This is a genomic window from Microbulbifer regidiadema (SeqCode) (assembly GCF_052466995.1).
Genome location: NZ_CP174297.1, coordinates 3,673,841 through 3,695,435, shown reverse-complemented (window position 1 = coordinate 3,695,435; position 21,595 = coordinate 3,673,841). Strand labels below are relative to the sequence as shown.

Genomic DNA, 21,595 nt, shown 5'->3' with positions numbered 1-21,595 from the left:
TGATATTTGCCATCTCAGCTGCCGACGGCCTCGGCATCTGCGTACTCACGGATAGCCGCCAGCAGTACATCTTCCTGGTAGGGCTTACCCAGGTAGTGGTTAACTCCCAGGGACATAGCGTGATCGCGATGTTTGCTGCCGGTACGCGAGGTGATCATCACAATCGGGATATCCCGCAGACGACTGCTGGAGCGAATATGGCGCGCGACTTCGAAGCCATCCATACGCGGCATCTCGATATCCAGCAGAATCAGATCTGGGATCTTATCCTGCAACTGGATAACGGCATCCTGACCATCTTTCGCGGTCCTGACCAAATAGCCCTCCCGCTCCAGGAAGCGAGTTGTAACCTTGCGCACCGTTACCGAGTCGTCCACAACCATAACCGTCTGCTGGCGCGCTTCCTGCACCGGCTGCACTTCGGTCTGCTCCTGAACCTGGAGCTGTGGCACTTCCGGTCTGGCCAGCTGGGTCGCCTGGCGGCGCAGCAGGGCGTGGGCGTCGAGAATCACTACGACACTACCATCACCGGTCACGGTTGCCCCTGACACCCCCTGAACCCCGGAGAACTGCGGACCGAGACTTTTCACTACGATCTCGCGGCTGCCTTTGATCGCATCCACTTGCAGGGCCATAGCGTGCCCCTCAGAGCGCACCAGCAGCACCGGCAGTTGCATATCGTCGACACTGAGCTTGGGCTGGGCACCGGATTTCAGCAGGGTACCGAAGTAGCTCACCTGATAGAGTTCACCGGCGTACTCGAAGCGCGCGTCATCAGAGCGGTAGTAGTGCTCCAACTCAAATGGGCTGAGGCGCACAATACCTTCGATAGTATTCAGCGGCAGAGCAAATAGATCATCGCCAATTCGCACCATCAAAGCGCGGTTAACCGAGACAGTGAAAGGCAGGCGAACGACAAACTCGGTTCCCGCACCCGATTCAGAGTTGATATGGACGCTGCCACCGATTTGCTTCAGCTCGGCAGATACGACGTCCATTCCCACCCCGCGACCGGAGATCTGGGTCACCTTTTGCGCAGTGGTGAAACCAGCTTGCAAAATAAATTGCAGGATCTCGCTATTAGAGAGCTCCGCATCCGGCCTCATCAGGCCATTTTCCACCGCTTTTTCACGCACCCGAATCAAGTTGATACCGGCACCGTCATCGCGGATGGTGAGGACAACCTCACTGCCCTCCCTTTTGAGGGCTACATCGATGCGCCCGCGCTCGGCCTTGCCGGCTGCCAGGCGCTCCTCCGGCATTTCGATACCGTGGTCCACGGCGTTGCGCAGCATATGCTCCAGCGGGGCAACCATGCGCTCCAGCATTGACCGGTCCAGCTCGCCCTCGACGTTGGAGAATGCCAGCTCAACCTGCTTGCCCAGCTCAGCACTTACCTGGCGCACGATACGGCGCAGGCGTGGTACCAGGCGGGAGAAAGGTACCATGCGGCTGCGCATCAGACCTTCCTGCAATTCGGTATTTACCCGGGATTGTTGCAGCAACAGGGTTTCGGTATCGCGAGCCTTGTTATCCAGGGTGGAGCGCAGCTCCATCAAGTCAGAGGTGGACTCGAGCAGGGAGCGGGACAGCTGCTGAATAGACGAGTAGCGGTCCATTTCCAGCGGGTCGAAGTCGCCGTCCTGTTCTGCCAACTGCTCCTGACGGAACAGGATCTGGGCTTCGGTCTCGCGGTCCAGGCGACGCAACTGCTCGTTGAGACGCACCAGCGTCACATCCATCTCGTCCAGGGCGAGACCGAACTCACTCATCTGCTCTTCGAGACGACCGCGGGAAATAGCGGTCTCACCGGCGAGGTTTACCAGCTCTTCCAGAAGCTCGGCGGCGACACGCACCATCTCCTGCGGTTGATTGCGGGTCGGCGCCGCGACTTCCTGCTCGGCACCGGCCTTGCGGATAAACGGCAAGACGTTATCGCCCTCCTGAACCGCAACCGCCTCCGGCAATTGAGGGGGAGTCTCTTCTGTCGCTGGCGCTTCGGCCTCGGTATCCTGCACAGCTACAGCTTCGCAATCGGCTTCCTGTAGGACTTCGGTGGGCTCCAGCACGACTTCCGCAGCGGCCGTATTGGCGGGTTCTTGGTCCGCCCAATCCGTACCGACCAACTGTATAAAGGCATCGAGCTGTTCACCGTTCATCCAGGCGCGAACGGTCTCTACACCATCGGCGAGACGGTCGTGAATGCCGTGGGCATCGGCAAAGAAGCTTGCGGAGGGACGCTCGCTGCCACTCATGCCCTCGATTACAGTTTCAAAGCGGTGGGCAACTTCACCCAGCCCCATCAGGCCGGCCATGCGCGCGCCCCCTTTGAAGGTGTGCAGCACCCGCTTCAGAGCCTCGCCCTGGGTGCGACTTTCCGGCTCCTCCTCCCAACTCTGGATCAATTCCTCCAGCTCGTCGGTAAGGTCTCCGGCCTCCTCCATAAAGACATCGACAACATCCGGATCAATATCTGCCAGCAACTTGTGCAAATCGACTGACTGACCGGAGCTCTGTGGCGACACCTGAGTGTCCTCTGTCTCGACAATCAAATCGCCAAACGATTCGACCGCCGAAATAGGCTCCGCCGCGACAACTTCAACCGCTACCGGCTGCAATTGCGAGACCTCCTCTGCCTCAAGCTCACCGCTGAGCGGCGGCTCGATCCACTCTTGAGGAGGCGCTTCCGCTAGCGCTAATTCGCTGACCACTGTGGACTCTGGCTGCTGCTCTTCGGGCTCGGCAACCGCCAGTGCTTCACCGTCGATACCCAGCTCGCCGAGATCGTAGTCATCCTCGGCGGAGGTGGGAGTTGCCTCGCCCTGGACCAGGTAGCGCAGCGCCTCTTCTACGGCTTCGCTGACCTCCGGCAGGTCCTGTGCCGCCGCGACCGCATCGACTAAATCGAGCAGCTCGTTGTGCCCCTGCTCAAGAGAGGCCCAGAGTGCGGGCTCCTGCTCCAGATCACCGGCAAGCACCTTGTTATAGACATTCAGTAACAACTCTGCGAGTTCGGCCAGAGTCGGCAATTGCGCCCGATTGGCGGCCTCTTGCAAGGTATTGAGTTCTTCGGCAACCAGTACCACCCGGCTCTTATCCGCCGGGTCGGCGCGCCACTCAGAGAGCATCTGGTCCGCATCGAGCAACACTCGCATGCCATCGGCCATAAGAACTTCGAGCAGTTGCGGATCCACTGCCCGGGGCTCATTGGCCTCGCGCTCGCGAATTAAGTGGCCGACTGAGCGCTCTTGCAATTCCGCCACCCGGGCGAGGAACTGCTCCGATTTTTCAATCGCCAGGGGTTCTGAAGAGCGAATCTGTTCCAGTACTTGGCGCACATAGATGGCGCCATCGCTGATCAGATCAAAAATATCTGCATCGATAGGCACCTGGTAAATGCGCAGTTCTTTAGCGAAGCGCTCCAGTGGTGCCATGATTTCGGCAACCACTTTGACTTCCGCCATATGCGCAGACCCCTTCAGGGTGTGTAGCGCCCGGTGTAATGGATCGCTGGGAACACCATATAAAGGTGCCGCAGCCTGCATCTCATGCAGGTATTCATCCACAACAACGAGGTGGGTCTCCGCCTCCTGCACAAAGATTTCCCAGAGCTGGGCCAGGTCCTCGCTGCTATCTTCAGCCGTATCAACGATAGCCACACCGCCGGCACTCTGGGCTTCCAGGTCAGCGGGCATCTCCCCCGCACTCAGCTGTTCTGCCCAGGCTTGCAACTGCAAGGTGAGCTGCTGATCCGGATCACTCTGGCCGAGCTTAAACGCCTCAATCATTGAGGGCAGCTTCTGATAGACCTGCTCAATCAAATATACATGGGCGGGGCCGGGCTTCACGCTGCCATCGATCACCCGATTGAGCATATTTTCGATCGCCCAGGCCAGCTCACCGATATCCAGGGCCTCGACCATACGGCCCGAGCCCTTCAGGGTGTGGAAGCCGCGGCGGAACTCCACCAGCGCATCTTGATTGGCAAAATTGGCTGCCCACTCGGGGAAGTAGCAGCTGATATGCGCGAGTACCTCCCCGGCCTCCTCGAGGAAAATCTCGATGATTTCATCGTCGATCAGGCTCTCGGTATCGTCACCGAGCTCCGCCATCGCATCCGTAGCGGGTTCCACTGCGGGGGGCTCTGCCAGCGGTGCTGGCTCGATAATTTCAGCGACCTCAACAGGCTCCAGCTCTGGCGCGAACACCTCGTCGGGCTCAGATACGGGTGCGATTGCCGGTGCAGTTTCATCCTGCGGCTCTTCAGTGGAGAACCAGGACGCTTCCAGTCCCGCGTCGCCTGTATCTTCCGCCTCGCTCTGGACGACCTCTGCACTGCTACCCACTTCACTAACCGACGGCGCTGCGGCTGCAACGGAGGCTTCCAGAGACTCTTCGACAGCCAGTGCCGCCTCTTCGCCAGGAACCAAGTCGTAGTCGATAAGGTCCGGCAGCTCGGATTCATCAGGTAGTAGCTGCGGCTCCGGGCTGACCTCGGCCTCTGCTGGCGCCTGTACAGAGACGCCCAGAGCCTCGACGCTCTCTTCGGCCAAGGCCAGCAGCATCTCTGTATCAGCCAGGCCTTCCGCACGGCGCTCCAGATAATATTCAACACTGGTAATGGCGTCGGCCAGGGTATCCAGCATTGTCCATTCAGGCTGCTCCCCAGCCTTGATCAGGGCGCTATCAATATAGTGGTTACACGCGGAAATAATCTCGCCGGCACGCTGGTAGCCCACCATATCTAGGCCACCACACACCTCTTGCAAGCGCTGCGGTACACGGCTCAGGTAACTGATATCCCAGTGGCTGGCCACATACTCCATAACCGCTTCTTTTACTGCCTCCAAACCGAGTCTGGCTTCGCGCAGTACGGAGTTAGTGGCATCCCCCATAATGGGCTGCTCATCGTCCACATTTTTATTGCGATCGACGGTGGCGGCCAGTGCGGAATCGAGCTGTACCAGCTCCCCAGCGGCGCGCATCAGATACTCTTCGACGTCGGTACCACGGGAGGCATCGCGAAGGTCTTCATAGACGCTGCGAGCTCGAAGCCGCTGAGCTTCCAGTCCCAAAATACCCAGCGTATCGGCGAGGCGCTTGGCCACAGCAGCAGTATCAGACAGTGACGGCTGCTCTATATCGGTTGCGCTGGGCTCCAGAGCTTCGCGTACTAACTGCAATTCATCGCGCACCGCAGCAATGGCGCTGCCCAGGGCCTCGGGGCCCATCGCCAGCACATCCTCCGTATCCGGGCGCGGTGTGCCGGGCACCGCCTTATCCAGGGCGAAGCGCTGGTAGAGCTTCTCACAGTGCAGGCCATTGGGACCGGCGAGGTAGACATAAAAAAGCAGGTTGCACAGAAAATCCTGGTCCAGGCGCGCATCCAGCACCTTTGCACCGCGCCCCTGTAACAACCTGAACTCGATATCCACCTTGCGCAGCAAGTGGCGCAGTGCGGGTTGCACATTGATGCGGTGCTCACCCAGCGCCTCCAGGATACCGAACAGTACCTCCCACAGGGACTGGCGGCAGCTGCCACTGTAAAGCAGCTGCATTTTTTCAATAATCTTGGTGAGATAGGCCAGGCTCTCGCCGCTGTTTACGTCTCGGATCAGACCCGCTGCGGCAACGTGGTACATCTTGCGCAGCTTGGTGACCAAGTCATTCAGGCGGGCACTATCGGCGACCAGGGGTTGGCGTTTTCCAACCACCTTTGCCAGTGAGGAGAGTTCCGGGGAAAAAAGCGCCCCCTCACTGATCAAACGCTCGCGGCGCACCGCGCGCAAGTCATTCATCAGCGGGAGTAAGAGCACTGCGTTATCGCGACGCTGGAAGGAAACCTTTTCGAGATAAAGGGGCAACTCCAACAGTGCGCGCATCAGGAACTCGCGCGTCTCGTCGGTATTCTCAACCGCTCCAGTGGCGAGAGCTTGGATAAGCTGCTCCATCTCTTCTGCCAGCATAGCGGCACCGCTGAGCTGCACCATGTGCAAACTGCCGTGTACCTGGTGCACCAGCGACAAGCTGTTTTGTAGAAGAGAGGCACCCGCATCGGGTTCTACAGCGAACGTCTCAAGAAACTGGCGCGCCTGCGCCAGCGTCTCGTTAATTTCACCGATCAGCCAATCCAAGGCCGTGAAGTTCGGATTGTCGTGACTCACGCCAAGTCCCCAATAATTTATTCAGTACTCAAGCGCTACAGTTTTCCGCGAGACATACCCGCAGATTTATCGGAAGCAATTCCGTGCGCCCCTTTTGCGCCCGGCCAAGGTTTACAGTGGCCGGGCATTATTGTGTGGGTTAGGCCAGGGCCCGATCTTCGCGGGACTCCAGTGAATGGGTGTCTTCACCTTCAATGGTAAAGGTATCTGTATCCATTTCCGGTAATTCCACGTCATACAGCTCGCTGTTGCTCTCAACACTTTCCTCTTGCGGAAGCTTGAAGCCGGCAACGGATTCGCGCAGTGCACTGGCGGTCTGCGCCAGGTTACCAATCGACTGGGCGGTAGCCTGGGTACCCGCAGAGGTCTGCGAGGTAATTTCCTGAATCACGTTCATCGTGTTGGAAATGTGGCCGGCAGAGGAGGCCTGCTGACGTGCGGCGTTAGAAATGTTCTGAATCAACGAGGCCAGGTTGCTGGATACACTTTCAATTTCTTCCAGGGCAACACCCGCATCCTGGGCCAAGCGAGCTCCACGTACCACCTCACTGGTGGTCTGCTCCATGGAGATTACCGCTTCGTTGGTATCCGACTGAATCGCTTTTACCAGGCCTTCAATCTGCTTGGTTGCAGCGGCGGAGCGCTCCGCGAGTCGCTGAACCTCGTCCGCAACCACGGCGAAGCCGCGACCGGCGTCACCGGCCATGCTCGCCTGAATCGCAGCATTCAATGCCAGAATGTTGGTCTGGTCGGCAATGTCGTTAATCAAGCTCACGATATCGCCAATCTCCTGGGAGGATTCACCCAGGCGCTTAATCCGTTTGGAGGTATCCTGAATCTGCTCGCGGATATTATCCATGCCTTTAATGGTGTTCTGTACCACCTTGGCGCCGTTACTTGCGATATGTACCGAGCGCTCGGCTACCTGGGCAGATTCGGAGGCGTTGGCAGATACCTGGTCAATGGTGACCGCCATTTCGTTAACTGCGGCAGAAGCTCCGGCAATTTCCTGCGCCTGGTGCTCGGAGGCCTCGGCGAGGTGCAGTGCGGTCTGCTGGGTTTCCTGGGACAGGCCCGATACTTCCTGTGCCGCGCCGTTAATCCGCGATACCAGCACACGCAGTTGGTCAATGGTGAAGTTGATGGAGTCGGCAATCGCACCGGTAAAGGCTTCGGTTACCGTTGCAGAGGTGGTCAAGTCACCGTCGGCGAGGTCCGCCAACTCATCCAGCAGCTGCATAATCGCGTGCTGGTTGCGCTCGTTGGTATCTTCCTCTTTCTTCAGGTTGCGGCGGGTACCGGAGAAGGCCATCGCCATCATACCGAAGATCAACAGTACGAATACCAAAGCCAGTGCAGCGATGGTCAAGTTGTTGGGCTGGCGGTGGTCGGACAGGTTTACGATTCGGTCATTCAGGCTACTCAGCGCTTCGATCAGCTGGGGGGATGACACGATAATACCGTCGGAGGCCTGGCGGGTAGCAAACAGGGCCGGGGTTGCCTCAAAGATATCCCGTACCGAGGTGCTTACAAATCCGAACAGCTCGGTAATTTCATCCAGGGAGTGGCGGGCCTCCTCGTCGGTGATACGGGAAATCCCCATCACTACATCGCCACTTTTCATACCGTCAACCACCTTACCGAAAAGACTGGCATCGGTATTAAACTGGTCGGCGGCAGCTTCGGCATCATCGCCACCCTGGAGCATTTTATCGATATTTCGACCAATACGCTCCGCACGCCATACCTGCAACTGGGCCTGCTCGACCTGATTGGCCGGGGCGTTGTTAGCCAACAGGATTTCAACAATATTGTTGTGCTCGGCCTGTAGTTCCGGCAGCGAGTCACTCAGCGTTGAAGCGATATCGTTAAGGAATACAATCGTTTCCTGATTGCCGATAATCGTGTCGACCTGCTCGCGCAAGTTGCGCCAAACTTGGTCATAGGCAGAGAGCTCGGCGCTCAGTGCGCGGCGACTGTCACTGTCCATTCGCTGAAGCTGATTCCAGGCGTTATCCATTTCTTCGGTAACGTTTTCCAGCTCAGTGAAAGCCTCACTATCACCTGCGGTTGCCGCCGGTGCATAGGAAACTACCTGATAGGAGAGAGCCCGCAATTCGGCGACTTGTTGCAGGTACTGTTTATCCTGCTCGTCTCGACTCTGTACCAAATAAATACTGACAATAAGCCCCGCCAGCGTGGCGAGTACCAGTAGACCTAATACCAACGCGGCAGGGTTACTGCGCAGCGCGGAAAAGGAACTCTGGGAGCCTGGTTTCATAATTTACTCCTAGCGGGCCGTTGCATTGGGCCGGTTTAATACCACTGTAGTTTTAACGCTTTAATGACAAAACCCCTCAGTCAGTGCCACACATCCCTGCACTAATTGCGGGCCACCCGGCTGACCACCCACGGCAACCGGAAAGAAAAACTGGATTGCTCAGCGCAAAGCCGCATCCATAAATTGCGCATCCTTGATCAGTGCCCGCATATCGAGGACCAGCCAGCGATGCTGCTGTAAAACAAATTGGCCGTGCACCATTGGTGCAAATGGCTCGCTCAAATCCGTTGGCGCCTCACGGGCATACTCGAATGCCAAGTGCTGCATCCCGTACAACTTATCGACAATGAGACCCACATAGGTCTTATCCCGCTCGAGCACTAAAACCCGGCGCTGCTGCCGGGGGCCGGAGAGATAGCCGCCGTAAAAAGCTGCGAGATCAATGAGGGGAAGCAGGCGACCACGGACATTGGAGACCCCTTTAACCCAGGGCTGCACGCCGGGAATAAAGGTGTGCTGTGGCACTTCGAGCAATTCCACGATGTCATCCATAGAGGCGACAAAGTGCTTATCCAGAAGAGAGAAACCGATACCGGTCCAGTAGGGTTTGATTTCCCGGCGACCGGGCAGGCCAGTAGCCTGCGCTTTCGCGCGCCGGGCAATATCAACCAGAGCTAAGTAAGGTGTTTGTGACTGCACTTTTCGCAGCTGGCTATTAGGCCAACACCTCCCCGATAGTATCCAGCAACTTGCTTTCATCGACAGGTTTGGTCAGGTAGGCTCTGGCGCCTTGGCGCATCCCCCAAACGCGGTCGGTATCCTGATCCTTGGTAGTTACCATAATGATCGGGATCTCACCGGTACTGCTATCTTTGCTCAACTGGCGAGTGGCCTGAAAGCCGTTGAGCCCCGGCATCACAATATCCATCAGGATCAGGTCGGGGCGCTCGGCGCGGGCCATTTCAACTCCGCTTTCACCATTCGGAGCGGAGATCGCTATATGTCCATTCTTTTCCAGAATGCTTGATAGTTTGTGTGTTTCGGTAGGAGAGTCATCAACTATTAATACTCTTGCCATCATTTCCCCCATGACATCTTTTTTCGGCAACTACGCAACAACCACTGCGCTCGGCGGTTTTGTTGTGATTATCCTCGCTAGCATGTGCCGAAATGCACTATGACTACCGACGGTCCGGGTACAGGATTTAACCCAACCACTATTCGCTGGGGCTCCATGTACACTAGTTAAAGCTATATGCTGCGGCGCCCGTGGAACACAGTGCCCACGATGGAATCCGCTATCTGTATTTTCTTTTTCTACTCAACCGCTTAGGCGGCATGGTGCGGCTTGGCGTGGGCAGAAATAGCACCCAGCAGCTCGCTCTTACTAAAAGGCTTGGTCAGGTATTGATCACAACCGACAACACGCCCCTTGGCCTTGTCGAACAAACCGTCCTTACTCGACAGCATTACAACGGGAGTGGAGCGGAACTCACTGTTATTTTTAATCAGTGCGCAGGTTTGATAGCCATCCAGGCGCGGCATCATAATGTCGACAAAAATGACATCCGGACGGGAGTCCGCGATTTTTGCTAATGCATCAAAACCGTCTGTCGCAGTGACAACCGTGCAGCCCGCCTTTTGCAACAGCGTTTCCGCTGTGCGGCGAATTGTCTTACTGTCGTCGATCACCATCACAGTCAGACTTTCCCAGTTAAGCTCCATAGTCTTTTTTGAATCCCCTGTTTACTTATTTTCGGGCACACGAAAACTTTACTTGCGCCCTTTTTTCAAACCACTTTTGGGGTTCGGGCGCCAAGCCTGGCGAAGGTCGCACGCTGAAACGAACTTTTATCACAGAACCCCAGGCGAATCCACCGGAGTCGACACCTGGCGGGCGACGCAGTTCAAATTATCGCCACCGGTATAATCCCCGCAGGGATTGCGTTAAAAGGTTGCACCTTGGCAAGGCTACTCTTACCTTATCCGCCCAATGAGAGCTGGCAACGGCAACAAAAACGAGCCTGCAACCCGTGCTGACCGGGACAGAGATACCCAACGATACGGAAGCCCCTATGAATTATTCCCTCGGTGTGGTGATGGACCCCATCGCCCAGATCAATTTTAAAAAAGATACGACACTCGCACTGTTACAAGCCGCACAAGATTGTGGTTTCCAGTTGTTTTATTTTGAGCAAAGTGATCTCTATCTGGAAAATGGCCGCGCAACTGGGCGCGGCTGCCCCATGCAGGTTTTCGCCGATGAGAATCGATGGTTTTCCCTGGAGGCACCCAGAGAGATGCCGCTTGGCGATCTGGATGTCATCTTGATGCGTGTCGACCCGCCCTTCGATAATGAATACATTTACTCCACGTATATCCTCGAAGCGGCGGAGCGCGAGGGCGCGATGGTGGTCAACAAACCCCAGGCGCTGCGCGACTGCAATGAGAAGATTTTTGCGACCAGCTTCCCCCAGTGCTGCCCGCCAGTTCTCGTCAGCCGCGATATGGCCAAGCTGCGAAAATTCCACCAGACCCATCAAGACGTCATCTTCAAGCCCCTAGATGGTATGGGCGGAGCCGGTATTTTCCACTGCAAGCCCGATGGCGCCAATCTGGGAGCGATCCTGGAGATGCTAACAGATCACGGTCGCCAGCAGATTATGGCGCAGCGCTACATTCCCGAAATCAAAGATGGCGACAAGCGCATCCTGGTGGTTAACGGTGAAGCAATACCCTATTGCCTGGCGCGAATTCCAGAAGCGGGGGAAACCCGTGGCAACCTGGCCGCCGGTGGGCGCGGCGAAGCGCGCCCACTAACCGATCGGGACCGCTGGATCGTCGAGCAGGTTGCTCCCACTTTAAGGGAAAAGGGTCTACTATTTGTCGGCCTGGATGTTATTGGGGATTACCTGACAGAAATTAATGTCACCAGTCCCACCTGCGTACGAGAAATCGATGCCGCCTACAATACAGATATTGGCGCGCGACTAATGAGCGGCATCACACACCTACTGGCGCAAAAAAGGTAAACTGGGCGTCCGAAAACTCTCAGGGCAGTTCACCACTGGGCGCAAGGCTGTGTGAAACACTCGTCAGAATAAGTAGTAGTTGATAATAGATAATGAATTCCTCCGCCAACGCGACACAATTTCACGCCATGCAGCGTGAGCGCTTTGTGTTCTCATTATTCCTTGCCGCCGCATTACATGTGCTGATTATTTTTGGAGTGGTCTTTGCCACTCCCGAGGGCACTCAGGCGCCGCCAACGCTTGAGGTGACACTCGCCCAGCACCGCGCGGCCCAGGCCCCGGACGATGCCGATTATTTGGCACAACACAATCAATTAGCCAGCGGTGCTGCCGACTCGCCGAAAGAGTTATCCACAAACCGCCGTGCAGAATTTGCCGACACGCAAATTCACGATGTTAACCCGCTACCACAACAGCAGGCGGCGCGCCCGGCGGAACAGCGCCGCCAGTTGATTACCACCATTGGCGACAGTCCCATCCAAGCGCCGGAACTCCCGGCGGAAGATAAATTTTCGGAAGAAAAGCGCGGCAATGCACCCAGTGATCTGGCGCAGAGCAACCCCGAAGTAGCCAGCCTACAGGCCCGTCTGGATAAGATTCGCCAGACCATTGCCCAGCGCCCGCGAGTGCGCAGACTCACCTCGGTGGCCACCAAGGCCTCAGCGGACGCGGCCTATTTACACGAGTGGCGGCAAAAAGTAGAAGCTGTCGGCAGCGACAACTTCCCCGAGGAGGCCCTGCGCAACCAAATTACCGGCAGCTTGCGTATGATGGTGCGACTGCTGCCCACCGGAGCCGTCGAAGAAGTTGTTATTCTTGAGTCATCTGGCGAGCGTATACTCGACGATGCCGCCCAACAAATCGTGCGCCTGGCGGCACCCTTTGCCCCCTTCCCGGCAGAGATTCGCCGCGAGGTGGACCGCCTGGAAATCATACGAACCTGGCGCTTTGAAATGACCGGATTCTCCACTTCTGCGGGGGATCTGCCTGAGCGAGGCTAAAATGGGCTCTCAACCGGCGGCTTGCGACTGACCTATGCCAAATTCGAATATCGATAGCGACCTGACCCACGGCAGCCTGCGCGGCCAGTTTCTCCTGGCCATGCCCGGTATGGAGGACCCCCGTTTCAAGCACGCTATCGCACTGATCGTTGAGCACAACAGCGACGGCGCTATGGGGATCGTGATCAATATCCCCAGCAAAGTGCACTGGCACGAAGTGTTCGAGCAACTGTCCCTGGAGGACCTCAGCCTGCGCGGCGGCGAATCGGTGCTGCTGGGGGGGCCCATGTCCCCGGAGCAGGGCTTTGTACTGCACGGCACCGGTATGCACTTCGACTCGACCACCGAAATCAATACGGATATCAGTTTGACCGCCTCCAAGGATATCCTCGAATCCCTCGCCGCCGGGCGCGGCCCTGACGATGTGCTACTCGCACTCGGCTACGCGGGCTGGGGTCCCGGACAGCTGGAACAGGAGCTGGCGGAGAACGCCTGGCTGACACTGCCGGCAGAACCTGAAACTCTATTCGCCACCCCGGTCGAAAAGCGCTGGCAAAGCGCCGCCGCCCGCCACGGCATCGACCTCTCCGGCCTCGGCTCCCAAGCGGGCCACGCCTAGCAGCAGACTTACTGACCCGTATGAATAAACCCGTTACCGCCCTCGCGTTTGACTTCGGCACCCGCTCCATTGGCATTGCCTACGGCCAAAGCCTCACCGGAGGCGCCCGGGAACTGCCCCCCCTGCCCGCCAAAGACGGCAAACCCAATTGGGACTCCGTCGAAAGCCTGATCAAAGAGTGGCAACCCCACCTCTTACTGGTTGGCCTGCCCCTCAATATGGATGGCAGCGACAGTGAATTTGGCCTGCGCGCGCGCAAATTCAGCCAGCGCCTGCACGGCCGCTATGGCCTGCCGGTAGAACTGATTGACGAGCGCTTGAGCACCCGAGCTGCCAAGGAGGAGGCCAATGAACGCGGGCACCGGGGCAATTACGCACAGGACCCGGTGGACTCTATCGCCGCGCGAATTATTCTCGAGGATTGGTTGCGCGCACGGGACTAGCCCCGCTATCGCTGCAACCTCACCGCCGTACGACTCTGTTAGAATGTCGCCTTCAACCAATAAGTGATTGAACCGCATGTCTATAGATCGTATTCGCATCGCCACCCGCCAGAGCGCCCTGGCCCTGTGGCAGGCCAACTATGTCAAAGACCGCCTACAGCAGGCGCACCCCGAACTGCATATCGAATTACTGCCCCTCACCAGCCGGGGTGATCAGGTTCTGGATATTCCCCTGACCAAAGTCGGCGGCAAGGGCCTTTTCGTCAAAGAGCTGGAAGTGGCGATGCTGGAAGGCCGTGCGGATATCGCGGTTCACTCGATGAAAGATGTCCCGATGGAGTTCCCCGAGGGGCTGCACCTGCCCATTATCTGCGAGCGCGAAGACCCCCGCGACGCCTTTGTCAGCAACCTTTACGACAGTCTGGATGACCTGCCCCAGGGCGCCGTTGTCGGGACCTCCAGTTTGCGCCGACAGTGCCAGCTGCTGGCCCGCCGCCCTGACCTCAAGATCACCTTCCTGCGCGGCAATGTGAATACCCGGCTGGCCAAGCTGGATGCCGGCGATTACGACGCAATCATCCTCGCCGCAGCCGGGCTGTTGCGACTGGAAATGCCCGAGCGTATCCGCAGTTTTCTGGCCACCACTACCCTGTTGCCCGCTGGCGGACAGGGCGCTGTGGGTATTGAGACGCGCCGCGACAGCGAGCTGGAAGCGCTCATTCGCCCGCTGCACTGCGATGAAACGGCCGCCCGCCTCAGCGCAGAGCGCGCCCTGGTCAAGCGCCTCAACGGCGGCTGCCAGGTACCTATCGGCTGCTACGCCGAGCTGGAGGGCGACACCCTGTGGCTGCGCGGATTGGTCGGCAGCCCGGATGGAGAGACCATGATACGCGCGGAGAGTCGCGGGCCCGCCGCCGAGGGAGAGCGCCTGGGCACGGAGCTGGCAGAACAGCTGCTGGCCGATGGTGCCGATAAGATTCTCGCCACTATCTGATATGGACGATCTCACCCCCGGCCCGCTGCTGGGCAAACGTATTCTCAGCACGCGGCCGGCGCCGCAGGGGGAGAGCTGGTGCGCCCTACTGCGCAGCCTGGGAGCCCGGGCAGACAATATCCCCATGCTCGGCATTGAGCCCCTCAAGGATAAGGCCGCCGTGCAGGCCTTAAAAAATTCGATTCTCGACTTCGATCAAGTGGATATAGCGATCTTCGTCTCCCAGAACGCCGTGCGCTACGGCGTGGATTGGCTGGAAGATTACTGGCCGCAACTTCCCCAGGGGCCCCGCTTCCTCGCTATCGGCGCGGCAACGGCGAGCGCCCTGGAACAGCGGGGCATCCCCTGTGAGCAAAGTGGCAACACGATGAATTCCGAGGCGCTGCTGCGCCTGCCCTGGTTGCGACAACTGGACGGGCAGCGGGTTATTATTTTTCGCGGTGCCGGCGGCCGCCCCCTGATCGGCGATACCCTGAGCAACAGGGGAGCGCGGGTTACTTATTGTGAACTCTACCGCAGAACCCTGCCGCAAGAGGCCGCCGCTACCCTGAAGGAATATCAATTCCAGCCCGATATTATTAGTGTCCACAGCGGTGAAACCCTCGGCAATCTGGTTAACTGTATCCAGCAAATAAACCGCAACAGCCTCTTTGCGGCCACACTTATCTGCCCCAGTGTGCGGGTTACCGCGATGGCAAAAGAGCTGGGCTTTACCCGCTGCCGCACCGCGCTAAACGCCGGTGATAACGCTATGCTGGAAACACTGCGTCAAGCACTCGGCTGATTTGCTATCGAATTCTCGATCGCTTTGCGTTAAAAATCTTAAAACGGCGTTTAGCCCGCTATTAAGGCTCGCGCCACTCGCTATAATCTGACGACATTTTCCACCTGCGCCGCTATACCCATGACCGATAAAAAAGATCAACATGCAGCCGCACCCCATGAGCCCTCGCAAGATACAGCGCCGGTAAAAGGTAAAAGCAATTTTGCCAAAGCCGCACAGGAGCAGGCCTCGACCGGTAAAGCGCGCGGCGGAGCGGCAGCGACTCAATCCAATCGGCTCTGGTGGTCGCTGTTGTTTATCCTTCTGTTGATCGCTGCGGCCGCCCTGACCTGGTTTAACTCACCGCAGCTGCGCGAATATATAGGCGCTTATCTCGACTTCCTGCCCAAAGCGAGCACTACCCGCATCGCGCCGGGTGCCGACGTCAGCGCGGACGGCGAGGCCCCCGCGCAGACACCGGCAGGCAGTGCCGCCCCAGAATTCCCTGCCGCTACCCCCACTGAAGCTCGGGCCCCCGATCACTCAGAGACGCTCAAACAGTTGGAACAGGCCGATAGCGGTCTGCGCGATCAACTGGAACAGCAGAGTCGCACTATCCAGCAGCTGCAACAGCAGCTGGCATCCATACAGCGCAATGTCACCGCGCAGAGCAATCGCCTGGGTCAGCTGGGAAATGTAAGCCGCGACGACTGGCAGCTGGCTGAGGCCGATTACCTGCTGCGCCTCGCCAACCAGCGCCTGCTGCTCGAAGGCGACAGCCGCACTGCTCTGGGGTTGGTCGAGCGGGTCGACGAAATATTGCGCGACGTGGACCTGCCGGACCTGTATGGCGTGCGCCAGCAACTCGCCCGCGATATCACCGCCCTGAAACTGGTTCAAAACGTCGACCGCCAGGGTTTATACCTCCGCCTCAGCGCCCTGGAAGAACAGCTGATTCGCACAAACATCCAGCCACAATTCGATATGGCCTCGGTGGAGGCCCCCGGGGAAGCGCCGTCTGGCCACGAGGAGAATGCCCCCCTGTGGAAGCGCGAGTGGCACAACTTCGCCCGTTTTATGCGCGAATCGGTGCGTCCCATCGACGGTAATATCAACCCGGTAATGCTGTCTCCGCAGAGTGAAGCGCGCTTTCGCCAAACTCTGCGCCTGAATATGGAGCAGGCCCAACTGGCACTGCTGCGCGGGGATACTGCAATTTATAGAGACGCCCTGGATAGCGCGCGGACACTGCTGCTCAGCTATGGCACGGCCAGCCCTCAGCGCGATGCGCTGGCGCAGCAACTGGTAGACCTGAGCGAACAGCGTATCCAGGTCGATATGCCCGATCTCAGCAGCTCGCAACTGGCCCTGCGCAATTATATTGAGCGCCTCCACAAAACCTCGAGGGCGCCCACCGCTCCACAACAGGAGCAGAGCCAGTGAAAAGACTGATCTTCACCGCCCTGGTACTCCTATTGCTCGGCGCCCTGCTACCTGAGGTCATCAACAACTATCCCGGTTACCTGGTAATCGGCATCGGCGGCGCGCTGAATAAAGGCTACGAGATGAACCTTTGGTTCGCCATCTTCTTTCTGGTGGCAGCCCTGATTACACTGTTCTTCGCCATATGGCTGGCTCGCAGCCTATTTCGCGCTATCAGGGGAAGTGTCGATCGGCTGAGATTCGGCCGCCAACGCGTGGCCCGCCGGCGCCTGACCAGCGGTCTGGTGGAATTTATGGAGGGCAATTGGTCGAGGGCACGCCGGCAGCTGCTTAAGAGCGCACCGCGCTCCGAGGCCCCACTGATCAATTACTTGGCGGCGGCGCGCAGCGCCTTCGAGCTGGGCTTCCGCGAGGAGGCCAACGAGTTACTCGCCAAAGCGGAGGCCTGTGGCGAAGATACCCGCCTCGCCGTTGCCCTGAGCCAGGCGCGCATGCAGCTACTGGATAAACACTACGAACAGTGTATTGCCAGCTTGGAGCGCGCCAAACAGCTCGAGCCCAAACACCCAACCCTATTGCAACTTCTCAAGCAGGCCTATTATCTTCTCGGCGACTGGGACCGCCTTCGCGCCCTGCTGCCCGAGCTGGAGAAGCATGCCAATATGCCGGAAGAGGAGCTGCACACACTGGAGCTCGAGATATACCAGCAGCAGTTGACCGAAGCGGCCAATCGCAAAGATACCGATAAGATACACAAGACTTGGCAGGGCCTGACCAGCCGCTGGCAGCGCAATCGAGCCCTGCGCAGCCTCTATGCCCAGCAGATGCACCGCATCGGCGAGGATATCGAGGCAGAGAAGCACCTGCGCTGGCTACTCAACCGGGCCTGGGACCCCAAGCTTGCCGAACTCTATGGCTGTCTGGTGGGCGCAGACCCGGCGAAACAAATATCTGCTGCCGAGGGCTGGCTGAAAGAGTACGGCGAGAGCGCCGCCCTGCTGACCTGCCTCGGGCGCCTCGCAATGCGCAATCAGCTGTGGGGCAAGGCCCAACAGCACTTCGAGAAAAGCCTGCTGTTGCGTCAGGACCCCATCACCTCCGCCGAACTGGCCCGTTTATGCCAGTCCCTGGGGGAGAAAGATAAAGCGGCCAAGCTCTACGAAGAGGGCCTGCTACAAGCCGTCAAAGACCTGCCGCAGTTGCCCATGCCGAGCCAGGACACCCCCCTGCTGGGTGCGCACGCCTGAGCCCCGACCACTGAAAGGCCCCAAAGGGCCTTTCGGGCACTCCGCAAATACGCCTATAGTGAAGCTCCACTTACCTATTAAGGACACCGCTGTGATTCCGCCAGCGCACTACACCCTCGCTCTTCTTTTTATAATCGGTGTGTTTTTTTCCAGCGCCACCTCTGCCGAATATGCAGTAAATCCCCAAGATAAACACTTGAGCGATTACCAGTACCCCTACCTGGTTAAGTACTTTCAGTGGCAACAGCAGGGGCAGCCTCTGCGCATGGCCTTTATGGATGTCGCACCCGCTGGGGACAAAAGGCCAAGAGGGACGGTACTTCTGCTGCACGGTAAAAATTTTTCGGCTGCCTACTGGAAGGACACAATCAGCCAACTCAGCCAGCTGGGATTTCGGGTGATAGCCCCCGACCAAATCGGTTTTGGAAAATCCAGCAAACCGCTGGGCCAGTACACGTTTCAGCGCCTCAGCGACAATACCAGGGCTCTGCTGGATCAATTAAAGGTGGGAAAGGTGTCTGTGGTTGGGCACTCTATGGGGGGGATACTGGCGACCAGATTTACCCTGATGTACCCGGAGCGGGTCGAAAAGCTCGCACTTGTAAACCCTATCGGCCTTGAGGATTGGAAGCGCTGGGTCCCCTACGAAGCGCTGGACAAGGCCATTAGTCGGGAAAAAAAACAGAGCCCGGAAACCATTAAGCGCTATATGAGTAAGGCCTACTTCTCCGGTCAGTGGCGCGAGGCATACAACCCGCTACTGGATATTCAGGCTGGCTGGACTCTGGGACCCGATGCCGCGCATATGGCCACGGTGGACGCGCTAACCTCAGAGATGGTCTTCACCCAACCGGTACTCTATGAGTTTGCCGATATAAAAGTGCCGACCCTATTGATTATTGGCACTCGGGACCGCACAGCCATTGGTCGCGCCCGCGCCTCTAAAATGGTGCAAGACAAATTGGGACGTTACGATCAACTGGGCAAACGTGCGGCGGCACAAATTCCCGCTGCCCAATTAATCGAACTGGACGCTGTCGGACACCTGCCCCAGTTTGAAGCATTCCCCGCTTATTTTGACGCCCTCAGTAAATTTCTTACGGCCCCGTTGGAAAAATAAGCTTCACCGGTTCAGAGCAAGCGCTAAGCCTGCACAGTGCAAATGGCGAATTAATCGCCGTTTGCACACACTGGGCTACACGCCTTAAAGCGCCATTAGGCAATCAGGGGCAAACCGACAAATAACACCATGGCAAAATAGGTAATCACCCCCTGTAACAGGGCAATTAAAATGGCTTTCAAAAAGCCTGTACCCAGCACAAGCATATAGGCAATAGCTGCCAGGGGAATCGTCAGTAAAATCCCTGCGCTATCCGTCACCCCCGGCAACATACCACCGACGATTCTCTGAATAATCAGTGCGAGCAGCAGGGCGAATAGACAATAAAATACCCCGGTATTCTTCGCTCCCAACATGGCGGCCGCCAGCTTCAGAGGCAAAACCAGTACTGCCACCATAATGATTACAAAAATAATTAATTCCATTTGTAACCTCTCCATTTCGTTTTAGGGAGCCTCTGTAAGCCGTGCAGGGCAGACCTTGAAGGCCGCAGCTGCGGTATGGCAGGGCTGTAATCATGTGCGCTACTGCGTCTAGCTCGCATAGATATTATGGAATTATTCAAAGGCTCCCGACGATTTATTCCACTACTAAGCGCCATCCCCTACCGAGAAAATTACGACCCACTGAAAATGTCGCCAGACGCAAAATATAGACTGGCCGATCTATAGGTTGGCAGCCAATATCCATCTGACCATTGATAATCTGCTATATGACGCTGTATCAACGCAGTGGCAGATCATACTTATATAAATCAAAACCACAATAAAGTTCACAAATAAAAAAAGCTGGCGGAAAATTCACGTCAGCTTTGCGAACCAGTCACCGATAAGCTCTCAGGGAGTGCAGGTTTATTGACGCACTAAAATTAAATCTGAAGCTATTTGCTCACCATTTTTCACATAGGTCTCTTGTCGTTGTAACCTGCCATTACCCAGCCATGCAAAAGCGAGGCTGTCCAAACGACTGCCCGAAGCAAAATTGGTTATATCCTTGAAGGAGAATTCTATAGCTTCCCCAGTAGTATTTTTCTGCCAACTCAATCTGGGCTGGTTGCCCTGTGGGCAGTAGTGTGTCACCAGTAAATCGTCACCATCCAGGTGATAAACCGTTAATGAATGTTGGCGCCCCTTATGAATCCAACTTTCAATGAGCACGCTTCCCCCAGCTGTTTCGCTAAAATTGATTATAAAATCGTTATTTTTCTCCCCCTCTTCCCGCCACTCCCCACTGAGCGCCTTAATCTTATTAAAGGCCTCCCCTGCGCCCTGGCTGGCAAATACGGGCTTAAAAAACATCAATGTAAACAACAAAATTAATAGCTTAGGCGCTCTTGCTATCATCTTCCCCTCCACACCTTATTAAAAATCGCTTGAAAAACTGCCGCTCAGAGCAGCGGCCTATAGAATATAGGGCAACCTAAATAGCTATTAAGCGCTCGGCTATGCGCTGCATCGCAACGGCAGATTGACTATCCATATCGCGATTCATCAAGATAATAAAACCATCCTTACTTTCTGGCTCAAAATACATAGCTACAAATACACCCAGATCAGTTCCCATATGCCCCACAAGCCCATCGCGACCTCGCCAAAAGAAACGCTGCGAATCTGAAATCGACACAGGTAATTGCAGACGAAACATCTCCTGGTACATCACCTCTGATAAGATCTGCGCGCCAGATTTATCGCGGTTATGCAGTAGCCCCAGGAGGAAATCGCTCAGATCAGCAATACTTATACGAACACCACCGTCAGGATACTGCGGATTGCCGCTGTGCGCATGCGCATGAAATTGCTTGTACTCAAACGGAGGGTTAATAAATTTTCTGATTAAATAGTTCATCTTCTCCGATTCACTATCTGCACACAGTCCAACAAATGGTACGCATTGCTCTACTTTGTAGGGAACTGCGATAGAGCTCAGATCTAATCCATTGAGCCTCCAGCTGGCAGTCTCCATATCCAGGCGGTGAAATAAAGTATCCCGGCTGTAGTTAGCCAGAGATTGACCGGTTACTGACTCAACCAATAATCCGGCTAAACCAGCAGAAAGATTGCTGTATTCCCTGTGCTCGCCGGGATTGCTTGCCAGATAATAATCCCCACTACCGTACCGGCTTCCCCCTTTAACCAGCAGAGAACGTAGATGTTGCTCCAAACTGATAGAGGGATCACGATTTTCCGCGTAAGTGGCGTAGTCGTAGTAATCCTTGATGGCTGCGGAGTGACTGGCCAGATGTCTCAGCGTAATTTTTTCCCCTTCCATATGTGGATTGTCGACCTTAAATGGTAAATAGCTATTAATATCCTCATCCAACGCCAATTTACCATCGTCGACCAATTGCAATAGTGTTGCACCCATAATCGGCTTACTTATCGAGGCAATATTAAATAACGTATCCTGAGTCACTGGTTTGCCCGCCTCAATATCGGCCGAAGCGCGAGTTCACCCTCTTTTATTCTGGCAACGGCTATTCCGGGTATGG

General features: G+C 56.7%; 17 protein-coding genes. 9 read left to right on the top strand and 8 right to left on the bottom strand.

Going from position 1 to position 21,595, the window contains the following annotated elements; translation table 11 throughout:
- Window positions 1-14 precede the first annotated feature (14 nt).
- The 5 genes from ACJJIK_RS16195 to pilG all read right to left on the bottom strand — a co-directional run bounded on the left by ACJJIK_RS16195 (window position 15) and on the right by pilG (window position 10,170).
- Window positions 15-6,164 carry an Hpt domain-containing protein gene (locus ACJJIK_RS16195; protein WP_444943342.1) on the bottom strand — a complete coding sequence of 2,050 codons (6,150 nt, stop codon included), beginning with the start codon at window positions 6,162-6,164 and terminating at the stop codon, window positions 15-17.
- Between the two features lie 139 nt (window positions 6,165-6,303).
- The gene (locus tag ACJJIK_RS16190; protein WP_444929315.1) at window positions 6,304-8,445 is read right to left on the bottom strand and encodes a methyl-accepting chemotaxis protein; all 2,142 of its coding nucleotides are present in this window, start codon (window positions 8,443-8,445) and stop codon (window positions 6,304-6,306) included.
- A gap of 159 nt (window positions 8,446-8,604) precedes the next feature.
- A complete protein-coding gene (locus ACJJIK_RS16185) occupies window positions 8,605-9,144 on the bottom strand; it encodes a chemotaxis protein CheW (RefSeq protein ID WP_444929314.1) in 540 nt (179 codons plus the stop codon).
- Window positions 9,145-9,160: 16 nt separating this feature from the next.
- On the bottom strand, window positions 9,161-9,523 hold the full coding sequence (gene pilH / locus ACJJIK_RS16180; RefSeq protein WP_444929313.1) for a twitching motility response regulator PilH: 363 nt from the start codon (window positions 9,521-9,523) through the stop codon (window positions 9,161-9,163).
- Window positions 9,524-9,774: 251 nt separating this feature from the next.
- The gene (gene pilG, locus ACJJIK_RS16175) at window positions 9,775-10,170 is read right to left on the bottom strand and encodes a twitching motility response regulator PilG (protein WP_020413651.1); all 396 of its coding nucleotides are present in this window, start codon (window positions 10,168-10,170) and stop codon (window positions 9,775-9,777) included.
- Window positions 10,171-10,520: 350 nt separating this feature from the next.
- Between pilG and gshB the strand changes: the two genes are divergently transcribed.
- The 9 genes from gshB to ACJJIK_RS16130 all read left to right on the top strand — a co-directional run bounded on the left by gshB (window position 10,521) and on the right by ACJJIK_RS16130 (window position 19,107).
- Window positions 10,521-11,477: a glutathione synthase gene (gshB, locus tag ACJJIK_RS16170; RefSeq protein ID WP_444929312.1), complete on the top strand. Its 957-nt coding sequence runs from the start codon at window positions 10,521-10,523 to the stop codon at window positions 11,475-11,477.
- Between the two features lie 92 nt (window positions 11,478-11,569).
- Window positions 11,570-12,478, top strand: a complete 909-nt coding sequence (locus ACJJIK_RS16165) for an energy transducer TonB (protein ID WP_444929311.1) — start codon at window positions 11,570-11,572, stop codon at window positions 12,476-12,478.
- Window positions 12,479-12,512: 34 nt separating this feature from the next.
- Window positions 12,513-13,097 carry a YqgE/AlgH family protein gene (locus ACJJIK_RS16160; protein ID WP_444929310.1) on the top strand — a complete coding sequence of 195 codons (585 nt, stop codon included), beginning with the start codon at window positions 12,513-12,515 and terminating at the stop codon, window positions 13,095-13,097.
- Between the two features lie 20 nt (window positions 13,098-13,117).
- Window positions 13,118-13,540 carry a Holliday junction resolvase RuvX gene (gene ruvX, locus ACJJIK_RS16155; protein WP_444929309.1) on the top strand — a complete coding sequence of 141 codons (423 nt, stop codon included), beginning with the start codon at window positions 13,118-13,120 and terminating at the stop codon, window positions 13,538-13,540.
- A gap of 76 nt (window positions 13,541-13,616) precedes the next feature.
- The gene (gene hemC, locus ACJJIK_RS16150) at window positions 13,617-14,534 is read left to right on the top strand and encodes a hydroxymethylbilane synthase (RefSeq protein WP_444943341.1); all 918 of its coding nucleotides are present in this window, start codon (window positions 13,617-13,619) and stop codon (window positions 14,532-14,534) included.
- 1 nt (window position 14,535) lies between these two features.
- Entirely contained in the window at window positions 14,536-15,318 is a 783-nt protein-coding gene (locus ACJJIK_RS16145; protein ID WP_444943340.1) for a uroporphyrinogen-III synthase, read from the top strand.
- Between the two features lie 120 nt (window positions 15,319-15,438).
- The gene (locus ACJJIK_RS16140) at window positions 15,439-16,740 is read left to right on the top strand and encodes a uroporphyrinogen-III C-methyltransferase (protein WP_444943339.1); all 1,302 of its coding nucleotides are present in this window, start codon (window positions 15,439-15,441) and stop codon (window positions 16,738-16,740) included.
- Complete coding sequence (locus ACJJIK_RS16135) at window positions 16,737-17,987, top strand: heme biosynthesis HemY N-terminal domain-containing protein (RefSeq protein WP_444929305.1); 1,251 nt, start codon at window positions 16,737-16,739, stop codon at window positions 17,985-17,987. The genes ACJJIK_RS16140 and ACJJIK_RS16135 overlap by 4 nt, the downstream gene beginning before the upstream one ends.
- Window positions 17,988-18,078: 91 nt before the next feature.
- A complete protein-coding gene (locus tag ACJJIK_RS16130; protein ID WP_444943338.1) occupies window positions 18,079-19,107 on the top strand; it encodes an alpha/beta fold hydrolase in 1,029 nt (342 codons plus the stop codon).
- A 95-nt stretch (window positions 19,108-19,202) separates the two neighbouring features.
- Here ACJJIK_RS16130 and ACJJIK_RS16125 read toward each other — a convergent pair whose 3' ends face one another.
- The 3 genes from ACJJIK_RS16125 to ACJJIK_RS16115 form a co-directional block, all read right to left on the bottom strand.
- Window positions 19,203-19,532 (bottom strand): hypothetical protein, encoded by a 330-nt coding sequence (locus ACJJIK_RS16125; RefSeq protein WP_444929303.1) that lies wholly within the window; start codon window positions 19,530-19,532, stop codon window positions 19,203-19,205.
- A gap of 426 nt (window positions 19,533-19,958) precedes the next feature.
- The gene (locus ACJJIK_RS16120) at window positions 19,959-20,450 is read right to left on the bottom strand and encodes a hypothetical protein (protein ID WP_444943337.1); all 492 of its coding nucleotides are present in this window, start codon (window positions 20,448-20,450) and stop codon (window positions 19,959-19,961) included.
- A 76-nt stretch (window positions 20,451-20,526) separates the two neighbouring features.
- The gene (locus ACJJIK_RS16115) at window positions 20,527-21,537 is read right to left on the bottom strand and encodes a serine hydrolase domain-containing protein (protein ID WP_444945076.1); all 1,011 of its coding nucleotides are present in this window, start codon (window positions 21,535-21,537) and stop codon (window positions 20,527-20,529) included.
- Window positions 21,538-21,595 lie beyond the last annotated feature (58 nt).